The sequence below is a fragment of the Candidatus Binatia bacterium genome, from assembly GCA_023150935.1.
Classification (GTDB): domain Bacteria; phylum Desulfobacterota; class Binatia; order HRBIN30; family HRBIN30; genus JAKLJW01.
This window is the reverse complement of sequence record JAKLJW010000010.1, coordinates 58501-74333: the sequence shown is the minus strand read 5'-3', so window position 1 is coordinate 74333 and position 15833 is coordinate 58501. Positions and strand designations below refer to the sequence as shown.

Sequence of the window (15833 nt, the reverse complement as noted above, 5' to 3'; positions counted from 1 at the left end):
CCCGCTAACGACCGGCGCCCAGCCATCGTCCTGACGACCGACACCGGCTCCATGCTCACCCTGCGCTACACCGAATGGGACGGCCGCCAGCGGGTGCGGTTGGAGGCGGACCGGGTGTTCGAGAAGCTCGCCGAGTACCTCTCTTACACCGACGATCTCCAGCAGGCGCTCGACTGGCTGATGCGTCACGGGGTGGAGTGGGAAGGGATGCGCGTCGTCGGCCTCGACGAGATCCTCGAACGCGTGCGTGAGCAGCTCCGTGAGCGCTATCGCACGTTCAATCTGGACCACGTATTTGACGAGCGGCGACAGCGCCTGGATGACGCGCTCGACCTCGAACGCGATGCGCTGGGACAGCGGGCCGACGACCCCACGGCGGCCGCCCGCCTGCGTCAACTCGCCGAGCTGCCGTATCGGCTCGCCGAGGCGCTGGAGCGCCTGCGCGAAGGCCACTTCGCTGACGACGAGGCGCGCCGTGCTATCGAGGAATTGCTCGACGAGCTGGACGACATCCGGGCGCTGGAGGATTTCCAGCGCCGTTTCGGAGAGCTCTTCCACGGTCGCGAAGCGCTCGGCTACGACGAGGCGCTGGATCTGATGCGAGAAATCGAGCGTCTGAAGCGGCTCGAGGAACAACTCGTAGCCGGCACTCTCGACGGTATCGACGGCGGTGACGTGGAGGGCCTGCTCGGGGCCGGTGTGCGTCGCGATTTCGAGGACCTGCGAAGCATGATGGCCCTGTTGCACGAGGCCGGCTACCTTGCGCAACGCGAGGGGCGCACCCGGCTTTCGCCAAAGGGGGTGCGTAAGGTCGGGCAACTCGCGCTGCGCGAGATATATCATACTCTGTTGCGCGACCGGCCCGGAGGTCACCATAGCGACCACCGCGGCATCATGGAGGTGCGACCCGATGCGACGCGCCCGTATCGTTACGGCGACCCCCTCAACATCGATCTTGTGGGTACCCTGAAAAAGGGCCTCGGGCGCCGCGCGGGGGTCCCGATCGAGATCCGGCCGGGCGACTTCGAGGTCTTCGACACCAATCTTTCGACTACCGCGTCGACGGTGCTCTTGCTCGACATGAGCTGGTCGATGAGCTGGGAGGGGCGGTTTGCCGCCGCCAAGCGCGTTGCGCTGGCTCTGGAAAGCCTCGTCCGGGCTCGCTTCCCCCGCGACTACTTCGGTATCGTCGGTTTCTTCACGCGCGCCGTCGAGTTGCGGGCCCGCGATCTGCCCGAAGCGAGCTGGAACATGGGCGACCCTTTCACCAATCTGCAGGACGGTCTCCGGCTGGCGACCGAACTGCTCGGCCGGCATCGCAGTACCAATCAGCACATTATCGTCATCACCGATGGGCAGCCGACGGCGTACTTCTCACGCGGCAGGCTTTACTGTGAGTGGCCGCTCTCGTTCGGCGGCATCAGCCTGCGTGCCGCGCAGGAAACCCTGAAGGAGGTAGAGCGTGTCACGCGACGGGGCATAACCATCAATACGTTCATGCTCGACGACAGTCCCAGTCTGCGCGCGTTTGTGGAACGTATGACCCGCATCAACAAGGGACGCGCCCTTTACACCCGCCCCGACCACCTCGGCCAATACCTGCTCGTCGACTACCTCGGCCGGAGGCGAAAGAAAGTGTAACCCCCCCCAAGCCCCCAAGCCCCCAAGCCCCCAAGCCCATGAAAATCACCCCGATGCTGGAGCAGTACCTGCGTGTCAAGGACCGGCATCGCGACGCCATCGTCTTCTTCCGCCTCGGCGATTTCTACGAGGTGTTCTTCGAGGACGCCGAGATCGCGGCCCCGATCCTCGAGGTGGCGCTCACCACGCGCAGCAAGAAGGACGAAGTGCAGATTCCCATGTGTGGTGTGCCGTATCACGCGGTACAGCCGTACGTAGCCAAGTTGCTTGCGGTCGGACGCAAGGTCGCCATCGTCGAGCAGATAGAGGACCCGGCAACCGCCAAGGGCCTCGTGGCGCGCGCCGTGGTGCGCGTCATTACGCCCGGAACCGTCACGGAGGAAGAGTGCCTCGATCCGAAGGCGCCCAACTATCTGGTTGCCGTCGTGCGTGGCGGGTCGGAGCCCGGTGGCGACAGCGTCGGCGTCGCGGCCGTGGATCTGTCGACGGGAGAAGTGCGGGTCTCGACGCTCCCGGACACGGCCGTCCTGGCTGACGAACTGGGGCGGCTGGGTCCGCGCGAGCTCCTTGTCTCGGCTACGGACGAGGCACTGGCGGCCGCGGCGATAGCTCTGGTCCCCGATGTGTCCACGAGCCGTCTGCCCGCCGACGACTTCCGGGTCGACGCTGCGGACGAGTGGCTCGCCCGCAGCGGTGCGCCGGCGCTGCCCGCGGCCGCGCGGGCGGCGCTTGCGGGTTGCTTGCGGTATATCGCGGCTACCCACCGTGCCGGAACGGCGCACCTGCGCCTCGTCGATCTCGGCGGCGGTCACGACCGGCTCGTGCTCGATCAGGCCACCCGGCGCAATCTCGAGCTGCTCACGACACTGCGGGGCGAGCGGCGAGGAGCGCTGTTGTGGGTGCTGGATCGAACGGCGACGCCGATGGGCGGCCGCCTCTTGCGCCAGTGGCTGGTCGCGCCGCTGACCGACCTGGCGGCGATCGGGGAGCGCCTCGATGCCGTCGAGTATCTGCGCGAGCACCCGAGTCTGCGCCAGGACATCGAAGCCGACTTGAAGCCGATCGGCGATATCGAGCGGCTCAACGGGCGGCTGGCGGCGGCGCGTGTCACCCCGCGCGACGTGGCCGGACTGGCGGCGAACCTCGAACGCGTCGCCCGGATCCGCACTCGGCTCGTGGCGCCGGCGCCGTCGGTTCTGACGGCGGCGGCGGCCGATCTCGATGCGATGCCCGACACGGCGGCGCGCATTGCGGCGACGCTGGTCGATTCCCCGCCGCTGGCGGTCAGCGCGGGAGGGCTGATCCGCGCCGGTTGCGATGCGGAGGTCGACGAGTTCCGGACCCTTGCGCACAGCGGCAAGCAGTGGATTTCCGAATACGAGGCGGCGGAGCGGCGCCGCACCGGGATCGGCTCGCTCAAGGTGCGCTACAATCAAGTCTTCGGCTACTACATCGAGGTCACCAGGCCGAATCTGCCGCAAGTTCCCGCCGACTACCAGCGCAAGCAGACGACGGCGAACGCCGAGCGCTTTACCACCCCGCAGCTTGGCGAGTACGAGGCCAAGGTGGTCGGCGCCGAGGAGCGTCTGCGGGCCCGGGAAGCCGAGATATTCGCCGCCCTCGTCGCCGACCTGGCGGCGCAGCAGGAGAGGATCGGGCGCACCGCGGCGACCCTGGCGCGCCTCGACGTCCTCTCGGCGCTGGCCGCAGTCGCCGAGCGGCACCAATACGTGCGGCCGCAGCTCACTCGGGACCGGCGGCTGGTCATTCGCGATGGCCGGCACCCGGTGGTCGAGGCGCTTGCCGGCCGCGGCGGGTTCGTGCCGAACGATTGCACCCTCGATCCGGACGGCCCTCAGATACTGACGATCACCGGGCCGAACATGGCGGGCAAATCGACGTATCTGCGCCAGGTGGCGCTGATCGTGCTGCTGGCGCAAATGGGGAGCTTCGTGCCGGCCAGTGCCGCGGAAATCGGACTTGTCGATCGCCTGTTCACGCGCGTCGGCGCCTCCGATAACCTCGCCGGCGGCGAGTCGACCTTCATGGTGGAGATGAAGGAGACCGCCGAGATCCTGGGCAATCTTACGTCGCGCAGTCTGGTGGTGCTGGACGAAATCGGGCGCGGTACGAGCACCTTCGACGGCATCTCGATCGCCTGGGCCGTGGCGGAACACCTGCACGCGGCGCCGGGGCGGCCGCTGGTGCTGTTTGCCACGCATTACCACGAGCTGACCGATCTGGCGCGCACCCAGGCGCGCATCGGCAACGCCTCGGTGGCGGTGCGCGAATGGAAGGGCGAGGTGGTCTTTCTGCGCCGCATCGTTCCCGGGCCGGCAAGTCAGAGCTACGGCATTCAGGTAGCCACGCTGGCGGGGGTGCCGTCGCCGGTGATCGAGCGCGCGCGTCAGATTCTGCGCAACCTCGAAGCGGGCGAACTCGACGACGCCGGCCGGCCACGGCTCGCCGAGGGCACCGCGAATGCCGGCCCGCAACTGGCACTGTTCGCGCCGCCTCAGAACCGCCTGCGGGACGAGCTGGCGGCCATGGACGTCAACCGACTGACGCCGATGGAAGCGCTGGCGCGCCTGCACGAGCTGGTCGAGCGCGCACGCAAGGATGCCTGATGGACGTCGGGCACACGGTGGTACGCCTGGCTCGGGGATCGAGACGGTCTTTCTGCCGCGCCTCAGGAAAGGTAGATTAGGACGGTGCGGGCGAGTGCTGAAGGCCATGGCGGGGAGCCTACGACGTTGACGGAGGGCGGCGCGGGGGAGGTCGTGCGGAGGTCGTTCGGTCCCCTGAGGGCGGATACCGACTGGGGGCAGCAGGCGCGAGAGTACCTCGATGCGACCCGGGCGCACCTGTTCAAGGAGCACCTCGCCGGTGCGGCCGGCTCCGCGGTGGTCGAGAGGTACACGGCGGCGATGGACGAGGTCTTGCGGACGCTTTTTGACGCCGCGGTGGCGACCTACGTGGCCCGCTATTCTCGCATCGATCAGCGCTGCACGGTCGTCGCGCAGGGCGGCTACGGACGCGGGGAGCTCAACCCATGTTCCGACATCGACCTGCTCTTCCTCTACCCGTACAAGCGCGAGCCGTACGTCGAACACGTTGCCGAGAGCATCCTTTACAGTCTGTGGAACACGAAACTCGACGTCGGCCATGCCATGCGCAATGTGCGGGAGAGCATTCGCCTGGCGGGCAGCGATCTCAAGGTGAGGACGGCGCTGTTGGATGCGCGGTTCCTGTGTGGCGACCGGTCGCTTCATGAGGAGCTAACGGCCGCGGTGGAACAAGACGCCGCGCGCAGTGCCGATCGGTTCTTTCAGGAGAAACTTGGAGAAACTCGGGCACGGCACGAACGGTTCGGCGACTCCGTGTACCTGCTCGAACCGCAGTTGAAGGAGGGAGAGGGCGGGCTGCGCGATCTGCACACGGCGATGTGGATGGCGAAGGTGAAGTTCAAGATCCACGCAGTTGAAGATCTGGTGCAGAAGGGAGTTGTTACCGAACGCGAGATGGCGGAAATCGCCGCCGCGCGGGACTTCCTGTGGCGGGTGCGCAACGGCCTGCATTTTCTTTCCGGCCGGCATCAGGACCAGCTCACGTTCGAGTATCAGGAACGGCTGGCGGCCGATCTCGGCTTCGTGGACACGGCGACGCGCAAGGGCGTCGAGGAGTTCATGCGGACTTACTACCTGCACGCCGCGACGGTAAACCGTTTCGGCGAAATGGTCGGTGAACGCTGTATCGAGCGGCCGCTGCCGCAGCGACTCATCGGCCGCTTCAACCGCCGGCAGATTCGTCCGGGGGTGGTGGTCGGCCACGGCATGCTGTCGATCACCGGGGTCGAGGTGCTGCACACCGATCCCGCCAATTTCATTCGCGTGTTCGCCGATGCGCAGCGCCAGGAGGTGCCGATCGCCAGCGGGACGAAGCGGCTGCTGCGGGCCAACCTGGATCTCGTCGGCGAAGCGGAACGCAGCTCGCCGGCCATGGTCGATGCCTTCTTCGAGGTGTTGCGCGGCAAGCATCGGGTTTACGAGACGCTGCTCGAGATGCACCGGGTCGGCGTGCTGGGAGCCTTCCTGCCGGAATTCGGGGCTTTGCTCTGCATGGTGCTGCACGACCTGTATCACATCTATACGGTCGACGAGCACTCGTTGCGGCTGGTGCGCGAACTCGAACTGTTGCGGGCAGGGGCCTATGAGGATGCGGCGCCGCTGCTCACCCAGGTGATGCGCGACGCCGACCGGGTGGAGATCCTTTACCTGGGGGCCATCCTCCACGACATCGGCAAGGGACACGGCGGCGGCCACCCCGAACGCGGGGCGCGCATGACGCGCGCCGTTGCCGCCAGGTTGGCGCTCAATCGCGACGACGCCGAGCAGTTGGAGTTCCTGGTGGCCTGCCACCTGGTCATGTCCCATCTGGCGCAGCGTCGCGACATCCACGACCAGCGCCTGATCATTGACTTCGCGCGGCGCGTCGAGACGCTCGACAATCTGAAGAAGCTGTACTTGTTGACCTTTGCGGACATGCGCTCGGTAGCGCCGAAGATCTGGAACAACTGGCACGACATGCTGTTGCGGGACCTTTACCTGCAGACTCTGGACGTGTTCGAGCGCGAGGCGTTCGTCGAGGAAGACGTGGCGGAGCGGACGGCACGGGTCAAGCAGCGGATTGCTGCTGTGGCGGCGGATCTGTCGCTCGGGCCGGTTCTGGGGGCTTTTCTGCGCGACATGCCCGACCGCTACTTCCTCGGCACGCCGGAGGAGAGCGTCCTGCACCATCTGCAGCTCGTGCGCGCGATGAGCGACGATCCGTTCATCAGCGAGGTGAAGCACTATCCCGAGCGTCAGTTCAGCGAGTTCGTCGTGATTACGCCGGACCGTCCGGGCCTGTTCTCGATGCTCACCGGGATATTGCTGTCGCACGGCATGAACATCCTGACCGCGAGCATCAACACCAGCGCCCGCGGCATGGCGCTCGACGTATTTCGCATCTCGCACGGCGATCAGGCGGAGGCCGCGCAGCGTCCCGAGCGCTGGGAGCGCGTGCAGGTGACCCTGGCGCGGGTATTGACGGGGGAGGTCGACGTCGAACGGGTGGTTGCCGAGTCGGTGCGGCCGTCGATCTTCGCCACGCGGGTGGTGCCGCGCGTGCCCACGGAGATCGAGATCGATAACGAGGTCTCCGATCATTTCACCGTGCTCGACGTGTACACGCAGGACCGGGTCGGGGTCCTGTTCTCGATCGCCAATGCTCTGTTCCACCTCGGTCTCTCGATTCACATCGCCAAGATCACGACGAACGTCGATCAGGTGCTCGATGTGTTCTACGTCACCGACCTGCAGGGGCGGAAGCTTACCGATCCCGAAGGGTTGGAGCGGGTGCGCGCCGATCTGTACACACGGCTGACGACTCAACCGGCGGCTACGGAGCCGGCCGCCGTCGCCGCAGGTGCGTGAACGGTCGGCGCGGATGCCGGCACCAGAGTTCCCAGCGTTGCCCGGCGTCGACGGTCATGTCGATCAGTTTCTGACGTACTTGGCCGCCGAGCGCGGACTTTCCGCGAACACCCTCGAGGCATATGGGCGGGACCTCGCGGCGTTTGCGGAAGTGTGCGCGCGCCGCGGCGTTCGGACCGCGAGTGCGGCACAGCCACGGGACGTGGTGGCGTTCCTCGATGCGCTTCAGGCGCGCGGCCTGAGTGCGCGCAGCCGGGCCCGCATGTTGAGTGCGGTGCGCGTCCTTTTCCGTTTCCTCGTTCGCGAGGGCGTATTGGCGACCGATCCGACCCGCGATCTCAACCTGCCGCGCCTCGATCTGCGACTACCGCGTTCGCTGGCGCCGGACGAGGTGGGTGCTCTGCTGGCGGACGACGGCAGCAAAACGATCGGTCGGCGCGACGTGGCGATGATCGAGCTGCTGTACGCCACCGGACTGCGGGTGTCGGAGTTGGTGGCGCTACGAGTGAGTCAGGTTAATCTGGAGGCGAGTTACCTGACGGTGGTTGGCAAGGGACGCAAGGAGCGCGCGGTGCCGATCGGCCGCAGCGCGCGTGCGCGGCTGCTGGCGTACCTGCAGGACACGCGGCCGGCGCTATTGCGCGGGCGGGCGAGCACCTATCTGTTCCCGAATCGCTATGGGCGCGCGCTGACCCGACAGGCATTCTGGCGGCGCCTGCGTGCCGCCACGCGGCGCGCCGGACTGGCCGGCCGGATCAGTCCGCACACGCTCCGCCACGCCTTTGCGACTCACCTCGTGGACGGCGGTGCCGATGTGCGTGCCGTACAGATGATGTTGGGCCATGCCGACATTGCGACCACCCAGATCTACACCCACGTAGCTGGCGACCGCCTGCGCGCCGTCCACCGCAAGTTCCACCCCCGCGCATAAACTGTCCCCAAGCCCCCAAGCCCCTCCTTCACCTTCCCCCCACCCATCCCATTTGCTACCGTCCCAGCCACGTGGAAGCATTCGTCCAGCAATTGTCGGTATGGGCCCTGCCGGTATTGGCAGCGATCATTTTGCACGAAGTGGCGCACGGGATGGTGGCGTACCGCCTCGGCGATCCGACGGCGGCGCGAGCGGGTCGGCTCACTCTCAACCCGCTGCCGCACATCGATCCGGTCGGGTCGGTACTCGTGCCGCTCGTGCTGATCGCCATCAAGGCCCCGTTCCTGTTCGGCTGGGCGCGTCCGGTGCCGGTCAATTACTCCAATCTGCACCATCCCAAGCGCGACATGATGTTCGTCGCCGCGGCCGGGCCGGTGACGAACATTCTGCTCGCCGTGGCCAGTGCCGTCGTTCTGCGGTTGCTCATGGGGATGGAGGTGCCGGCCGATTCGGTCTACGCGCCGCCGCTGGTTGCGGGACTCACGCCGCTGACTTTGATGGTGCAGAACAGCATCGTGGTGAACATCGTACTGGCGGTCTTCAATCTTCTGCCGATTCTGCCGCTGGATGGCGGGCGCGTGATGGTGGGTTTGCTGCCGCTGGATCTGGCACGAGCGTATGCCCGTCTGGAGCCGTACGGAATGCTGATCGTTGTCGGACTGCTGGCCACCGATGTGCTCGACGGCGTCATCGGTCCGGTGATCACGGTCATGCTCCGGGTGCTGCTGTGACGAGCGGCTCGGTCGACCCGCGCGGGGAGCGCGTAACGCACAATCCATGCCGGGGACGAGGGGATGTTTTTCCGCGCTCGGTGGCCGCGCTTTCGGTTCTTGGTTCGGGGTTTCGTATCTCGGCTTCGGCGGGCCAGGCGGGGATGGCGGCGAGGGCGGCGGAATGAGCGTGATCGTCAGTGGTATGCGTCCGACGGGCCGGTTGCATCTCGGGCACCTGCACGGTGCGCTGCGCAACTGGCTGCGGTTGCAGGAGGAACGGCGCTGTTTCTTCTTTGTGGCGGACTGGCACGTGCTGACCACCGATCCCGAGCACACGGGGGCGATTGCCGCGCATGTGCGGGACATGGTGGCCGTGTGGCTGGCTGTCGGTCTCGATCCCGAGCGGGCGGTGCTGTTCTGCCAGTCGGCGATCAAGGAGCACGCCGAGCTTCACCTGTTGCTGTCGATGATCACGCCGACCCCCTGGCTGCTGCGTAATCCGACGGTGAAGGAGCAGGCGCGCGATCTGGGTTTGCTGAGCGTCGACGAGGAGGCCGACGCCTCGACGCTCAACTACGGCCTTCTCGGTTACCCGGTGCTGCAGTCGGCCGACATTCTCATGTATCGTGCGACCGGAGTACCGGTAGGGGTCGATCAGGCGCCGCACATAGAGCTGACGCGCGAGATTGCGCGGCGTTTCAACGGCCTTTACGGGCCGGTGTTTCCCGAGCCCGAAGCGTTGTTGACGGCGGTGCCGAGAGTGCCTGGCACCGACGGCCGTAAGATGAGCAAGAGTTACAACAACGCGGTCTTTCTTTCGGATACGCCCGAGGAGGTGGACCGCAAGCTCAGTCGAATGATGACCGACCCGCGGCGGGTGCGGCGCACCGACCCGGGCGAACCGAACGACTGCCCCGCGTTCAACCTGCACCGCATCTATTGCACTCCCGACGAGATCGAGTACGTGACTTCCGGCTGCCGCACGGCGGGCATCGGGTGCCTCGATTGCAAGAAGGTCGTGATCAAGCACGTGATTGCGGATCTGGCGCCCATCCGTGCGCGTCATGAGCATTTCGCCGCGCACCCGGAAGAGGTTGACGCCGCGCTCGTGCGTGGCAATGCAAGGGCGCACGAGGTTGCGGTAGCGACGATGGCCGACGTGCGCGGGGCGATGCGCGTAGGATGACCTCTCCCTACCGGGTCAAGCTCGATATTTTCGAGGGGCCGCTCGATCTGCTCCTCCACCTGATCAAGAAGGACGAGGTGGAGATCGTCGACATTCCGGTGGCTCGAATTACCGAGCAGTACATGGAGTACCTCGAGATGATGCGCGATCTCAGTCTCGACGTCGCCGGGGAGTATCTGGTGATGGCGGCGACGTTGATGCTGATCAAGTCGCGCATGCTGCTACCGCCGTCGGAGGAAGACGCGGAGGAAGAGGAAGCCGATCCGCGGGCCGATCTCGTCCGCCAGTTGCTCGAATACCAGCGTTACCGTGAAGCGGCGCTGGCGTTGGCGGAGCGGCCGCTCCTCCAGCGCGACGTCTTCGCCCGCGAGCCGTTCGCCGATGTCGAGCTACCCGCCGATGCCGGGGTGCCGCGACTGCAGGTGAGCACTTGGGAGTTGCTGGCGGCACTGAAAGCGGTGCTGGCGCGGGCCCGGCCGGAGGCCGTGCACGAGGTGGTTACCGAACGCGTCTCGCTGCGCGAGCGCGCGCAAGTGCTGCTCGACCGCCTGGTGCGGAAGCGTGCGGTCGACTTCGACAGCCTGTTCGACGATACCGCCACGCGGCTGGAGATGGTGGTGACCTTTCTGGCCCTGTTGGAGCTGATGAAAATGGGGGCGGTGCGAGCCGTGCAGGCCGATCTCTTCGGAAGGATCGTCATAGAGCTCGCCACCGACGACCCGGCGTCGCTGGAGTTCGGGTTGCTGGACGACTACGACGGCAAGGCCCGTCAGCCGGACCCTGAAGGTGCCAACGAGACGAATCAGGACTGAACCCATGCCCACAAAGGAAGCGGAAACCGAAGCGAGCGACGATCTCCAGGCCGACGGGGTTCCCCCGGACCAGGAGGTCGAACAGGTCCACGCCGACGCTCCCGTCGACCGGGACGCCGGAGAGCGTATCGAACGGATTATCGAAAGCGTGCTTTTCGCGGCCGGTGCGCCGGTGTCGTTGCGCAAGCTTGTGGAGGTCCTCGGCGCCAGCGGTCCGCGGCCAAGCTCGAAGGAAGTCGAAACGGCGCTGCGATCCTTGCAGGAAAGCTATGTTGCCGAGCAGCGCGGGATCCGGCTGTACGAGGTCGCCGGGGGTTATCAGGTCCGCACTGCCCGCGAGAATGCGGAGTGGGTGCGGCAATTGTTCCGCGAGAAACCGGCCCGCCTGGGCCGGGCAACCCTGGAAACGCTGGCGATCGTCGCCTACAAACAACCCGTCACCCGGGTCGAGATCGAAGCGATTCGCGGCGTGGACGTCGACGGTGTCCTGAACACGCTGCTTGCCCGCAAGCTCATCATGATCGCCGGGCGCAAGGAGGCGGTGGGGCGGCCGCTGCTATACGGAACCACCCCGGAGTTTCTGGAGACCTTCGGTCTCAAGGCCCTTGACGAGTTGCCCACGCTCCACGAGTTAGGACCCATTCCAGATGGAGAAGCGTCCGCGTCGCCAATCGAAGAGCCGGCCGGCACACCCGCCGCGGCCGCCGCGGCCGAGTCAGCCGGCCACGAGGCCGTTACGCCCGACCTTGTCGCGGCAGCGGGCAACGTTGCCGGGGCCGCCGCCGGCGGGCCCGGGGCCGGAACGATTGCAGAAGATCCTGGCGCGGGCGGGGGTTGCGTCGCGGCGCACGGCCGAGACGATAATTGCGGCGGGGCGGATCCGGGTGAACGGCCGGACAGTGACGGAACTGGGGGCGAAGGCGGACCTCCGCCGCGACCGGATCACGATTGACGGCAAGCCGCTGCCGGTGGCGCCGTTGGTTTACGTGCTGCTGCACAAACCAACCGGCGTGGTAACGACCCTCTCCGACCCGGAGGGGCGCCCGACGGTTCGCGACCTGGTGCCGCACGTTCGGCATCGGGTGTTTCCGGTTGGCCGTCTCGACTTCAACTCATCGGGCCTCGTCCTGTTGACCAACGACGGCGAGCTGGCCGTGCGGCTCATGCACCCGCGTTACGGTGTCCGCAAGGTGTACCTGGCCAAGGTCAAAGGGGAGCCGGCGCCGGAGACGGTGGCGCGATTGGCTCAGGGGGTCAGGCTGGAGGAGGGGCTCACGGCGCCGGCGGCGGTACGTGTGGTGAGGAAGCAGGACGATAAGACGTGGTTGGAGCTGGAGCTGACGGAGGGGCGTAAGCACGAGGTGCGGCGGATGTGCCTGGCGGTGGGCCATCCGGTCGAGAAGTTGCGCCGGGTGGCGCTGGGGCCGCTGGCACTCGGCAAGCTGCCGCCGGGAGCGGCGCGAGATCTGACCGACCGCGAGGTCTACGAGTTACGCCGGGCGGTCGGCCTGTAGCCCCAGTCCGGGTGGAGAACGGAACGCGCGCTCCGCGCGTGTTCGGCGTTGGGATGCACTCCCGACGTCTCTCGGCCGATTGACCCTTCGGGCGGTGGAAGTTGGGTGCGGGTGTGACGGGGTTTCGGCGGGGGCTGCGGGCGCAAACGAGGCGCGTACGCGGGCAGGCCGTGCGCGTCGCCTCCGTTGACATCGGCACGGACGGCAGCTAATCCCTTCGCTCTTGCAGCGGGGTGGAGCAGTCCGGTAGCTCGTCGGGCTCATAACCCGAAGGTCGGAGGTTCAAATCCTCCCCCCGCAACTGGATGGCGGGCCCGGTGACCGGTACGGTTACCGGGCCCGCGTGCGTTGGGGGCGCTCCCTGACGGTGTCCGTGAGAATTTTGTGTCTGCACCCCTGCAGGCTACCGATAATGCTTGACTGTCCGCTGGCGGACGGAGTATAGCCACCAAAGTCGGTAGTTTTCGGTGGACAGTAATTTCCTTGGGAGATCGGGGGAAGTATGCGCGGGATAACGGGAAAATGTCGTCGAGCGGCGATCGGGGCCCTGGCTGTGGCGGCCGCTGCGATATGGGTCGCGCGGGCCGACGCCTATCCGAGCTACGACGACGGTGTGGGCAACGGTTGCGTGCAGTGCCACACCGGCTTTCAAGGCGGGCCGTCTGTTGGGACGCTCCATCTGCGGCATCAGAACGATTTCGGCATCACGAGCTGCACCCTCTGCCATCAGTTATTCGGTGGGGATACCCCCGTCCTGACGTATTACAGTGCCCAGGGGTACGGCTGCTCCGGTTGTCACGCGCAGGACTACGGTCACACATCTCTCCTGAGTGGCCAACCTAAAGCTACCGGCTACGGTTTGCGGCTGTATCACGCGAGTGAGGGTGTGACGGCCTGTGTGACCTGTCACTTCCCGGGCTCGGGTGTCACCGGTGAGCCCGACCCGGCGCCGGCGGTCTTACCGGAAACCTCCCTCCCGCCCTATTACGGGTTGGCGAACAACAACCTAACCGATCCGTGCAGCAGCACCCAGGAAGACATGTCGTACGATGCCGACGCGGTTGGTCTCGACAACGACGGTAATGGTCTCGTCGATGGCCTCGATCCGGCGTGCGCGGCGCCGCCCGTCGATACCCCCACCCCGACACCGACATCGTCGGCCCCGACTCCGACTCCGACGGGCACATCCACGCCGGCGATGAGCGGCAAGCGGCTGATCAAGGTCTTCCCCGGAAGCTCTATTCAGGCGGCTGTCGATGCCGCCGCTCCGGGAACCACGATCGTCGTGATGCCGGGGCTGTACGAGGAGACGCACGGTGGGCAGAACGCCGTGAGCGTCCGCAAGGACGGTATCCGGCTGATTGGCCGGAAGTACGGTCATGACCGGGTCGTACTCAAGGCCGTTCCCGGACAGAAGAACGGTGTGGTCGTGGAGCCCTCCGCCCCCGGCGGCCGTATCGACGGCTTTACCATCAGGGGCTTCGTGATTCGGGATTTCCCCAAGAACGGTATAGTCACCCGCTACGTCGACAACTTCAGGATTCAGGGGAATGAGTCCATCGACAACAAGGAAAACGGCATCTGGCCGACGCTGTCCGCGAAAGGACTGGTGAGCCGCAACGTTTCCTATGGCTCCGACGACAGCGCCATGTGGGTCGAGACGTCGGTGAACGTCCGCGTCGTCAACAACGTCCTGCACACTAGCGTCACGGGACTCGAAGTCTCGAACAGCGACGACATCCTCCTGCGAGGCAACGAGGCATACAACAACACTGTCGGGATCGGTCTCTACATGCAGCCGGGTTTGGAGCGTAAGCAGTCCAACCGATGGCATGTGACCCGTAACCATGTCTACGACAACAACAGGGCGAACACGGCGCCGCCGTCGTCGATGGCAGGTGCCCTGCCCACGGGCGGAGGAGTGCTGCTGCTGGGACCGGATAGCAACCTGGTCGAGAATAATTTGATCGAGAACAACGGCTTTTATGGGGTTGCGGTGGTTGACTACTGCCTGGTCGTGGACGGGACGGCGTTCAATTGCGTGGATAATGTGCCGGACTTCGATCCTTCCCCTGACAACAACCGGATCAAGAGTAATCGCTTTGTAAATAACGGCACATCGCCACCCATCGGTCACCCATTTGCCTTCCTGGCGAATGACGCGATCGCATTTGGAGGCAGCGGCAACTGCTTCGAGGACAATATCCTGAGCACCTCTTTCCCCAATCCCCTTCCCGGGTGTTAGAGCGGGAGGCGACTGCGGCGAAAGCTTTGGAGTCGAGCCTCGACGCGGCGCGCCAACCGGAACGGTCGGCGCGCCGCGAGCGTTTGCGGGGGAACGTTTGCGGCGCTTGCGGCCGTGCCATCTAGATGAACGACCCCCGGCCTATTGTTCGCCGCTTTACGGGCCCCGAGGCACACGAGCTCTACATCCTCTGCCGACCAGACGGAACCGCGAGGCCAGCCCTTCAGGCTGAGGCCCTGTACAGGGCAGTCGCCTCTCTTCTCGCCGATGAAGGGGCGTCGCCGGAGAACGTCGTCTGTGAGGCCGTCTATTTCCGGGACATCCAGAGTGACGGCGATGCGGTCATCGGCGCGCGAGCGCGCGTTCTCGGAGAAGCGATCCGATCGTCCGGGGCGGTGACAACCCTGGTGCAGCAGCCGCCGCTCGATGAACGAATATCTCTCGAGGTGGCGGTGCTGGCTCTGGTTCCGCGCCGCTCAACCGCCGGTGGTGTTGCGCGGGACGTCCGTGTCGAGTCCCGCTGCGAGTGCCCCGGGTGTTCACGGGTTCGTGCGCGGCTTGTCCACGTTGCCGATTGGACGTCCGCCTACACAGGAAATATCTACGGTTTGGGAGGAAACGCTTTCGACGAAGCGTACGACATGTTCGTCTCCGCGGAGGTCCTTCTGGAGGCGGCAGGGATGACCTTCGGCGACGTGGTTCGCACGTGGATATACGTGCGCGACATCGAACGGGACTACGCGGCTCTGAATCGGGCTCGCCGCGAGTTCTTGCGGCAGAGGGGCATCGACCTACTCCCTGCCAGCACCGGTGTCGGCGGAGGGCTCCTTCCGGAGCGGCACAACTTCTCGATCAACCTGTACGCCGCACGGTCGCCGCGACCCATGGAGATCGGACGGATGTCCGCCCCGAGTCTCAACGAGGCCCCGGACTACGGCGCCGATTTTTCCCGCGGTCTCAAGGTCGTGGAAGCCAACAGAGTCGCGCTTTACGTGTCCGGGACGGCCAGCGTCGACGAAGCGGGTCGTACGGTGCATCCGGGGGATTTCGTGGCGCAGGTCGATCGTATGCTGATGAACATTTCCTCGTTGCTCGCGGCGCAAGATGCCTCTTTTCGGAATGTCGTTTCGGCAGTAACCTATGTAAAGTATCCGAAAGATGGGGCACGCCTGCGTTCGTTGTTTCGCGACCGGGGCTTCGGCGGTTTTCCGACCGTGCTGGTCGAGGCGCCGCTATGCCGCGCCGATCTCCTTTGCGAGACCGAGGTAGTTGCAGCCTTACCGCTATCGCAAGCCACGACGCCGTAGGCCGAGGATA

Annotated in this window: 10 protein-coding genes, 1 tRNA gene and 1 pseudogene; all 12 read left to right on the top strand. The window is 65.9% G+C overall.

Annotation, left to right across the window (positions count from 1 at the left end):
- Positions 1-51: 51 nt before the first annotated feature.
- Positions 52-1641, top strand: coding sequence for a VWA domain-containing protein (locus tag L6Q96_08435; GenBank protein MCK6554589.1), 1590 nt, complete (start codon positions 52-54; stop codon positions 1639-1641).
- A gap of 38 nt (positions 1642-1679) precedes the next feature.
- The gene (mutS, locus tag L6Q96_08430; GenBank protein MCK6554588.1) at positions 1680-4268 is read left to right on the top strand and encodes a DNA mismatch repair protein MutS; all 2589 of its coding nucleotides are present in this window, start codon (positions 1680-1682) and stop codon (positions 4266-4268) included.
- A 153-nt stretch (positions 4269-4421) separates the two neighbouring features.
- Positions 4422-7115 (top strand): [protein-PII] uridylyltransferase, encoded by a 2694-nt coding sequence (gene glnD / locus L6Q96_08425; GenBank protein MCK6554587.1) that lies wholly within the window; start codon positions 4422-4424, stop codon positions 7113-7115.
- 13 nt (positions 7116-7128) lie between these two features.
- Positions 7129-8046 carry a site-specific tyrosine recombinase XerD gene (gene xerD, locus L6Q96_08420; protein MCK6554586.1) on the top strand — a complete coding sequence of 306 codons (918 nt, stop codon included), beginning with the start codon at positions 7129-7131 and terminating at the stop codon, positions 8044-8046.
- A gap of 71 nt (positions 8047-8117) precedes the next feature.
- Positions 8118-8777: a site-2 protease family protein gene (locus L6Q96_08415; protein ID MCK6554585.1), complete on the top strand. Its 660-nt coding sequence runs from the start codon at positions 8118-8120 to the stop codon at positions 8775-8777.
- 163 nt (positions 8778-8940) lie between these two features.
- Positions 8941-9945, top strand: a complete 1005-nt coding sequence (gene trpS, locus L6Q96_08410; protein ID MCK6554584.1) for a tryptophan--tRNA ligase — start codon at positions 8941-8943, stop codon at positions 9943-9945.
- A complete protein-coding gene (locus L6Q96_08405) occupies positions 9942-10757 on the top strand; it encodes a segregation/condensation protein A (GenBank protein ID MCK6554583.1) in 816 nt (271 codons plus the stop codon). The genes trpS and L6Q96_08405 overlap by 4 nt, the downstream gene beginning before the upstream one ends.
- Positions 10758-10761: 4 nt before the next feature.
- Positions 10762-11328 (top strand): annotated as a pseudogene (gene scpB / locus L6Q96_08400) (SMC-Scp complex subunit ScpB).
- 196 nt (positions 11329-11524) lie between these two features.
- Positions 11525-12271, top strand: a complete 747-nt coding sequence (locus L6Q96_08395; GenBank protein ID MCK6554582.1) for an rRNA pseudouridine synthase — start codon at positions 11525-11527, stop codon at positions 12269-12271.
- A gap of 227 nt (positions 12272-12498) precedes the next feature.
- Positions 12499-12572: transfer RNA gene (locus tag L6Q96_08390), tRNA-Met, on the top strand.
- Positions 12573-12824: 252 nt separating this feature from the next.
- Positions 12825-14516 carry a right-handed parallel beta-helix repeat-containing protein gene (locus L6Q96_08385; protein ID MCK6554581.1) on the top strand — a complete coding sequence of 564 codons (1692 nt, stop codon included), beginning with the start codon at positions 12825-12827 and terminating at the stop codon, positions 14514-14516.
- A gap of 125 nt (positions 14517-14641) precedes the next feature.
- A complete protein-coding gene (locus L6Q96_08380) occupies positions 14642-15823 on the top strand; it encodes a hypothetical protein (protein MCK6554580.1) in 1182 nt (393 codons plus the stop codon).
- The last annotated feature ends 10 nt before the right edge of the window (positions 15824-15833 follow it).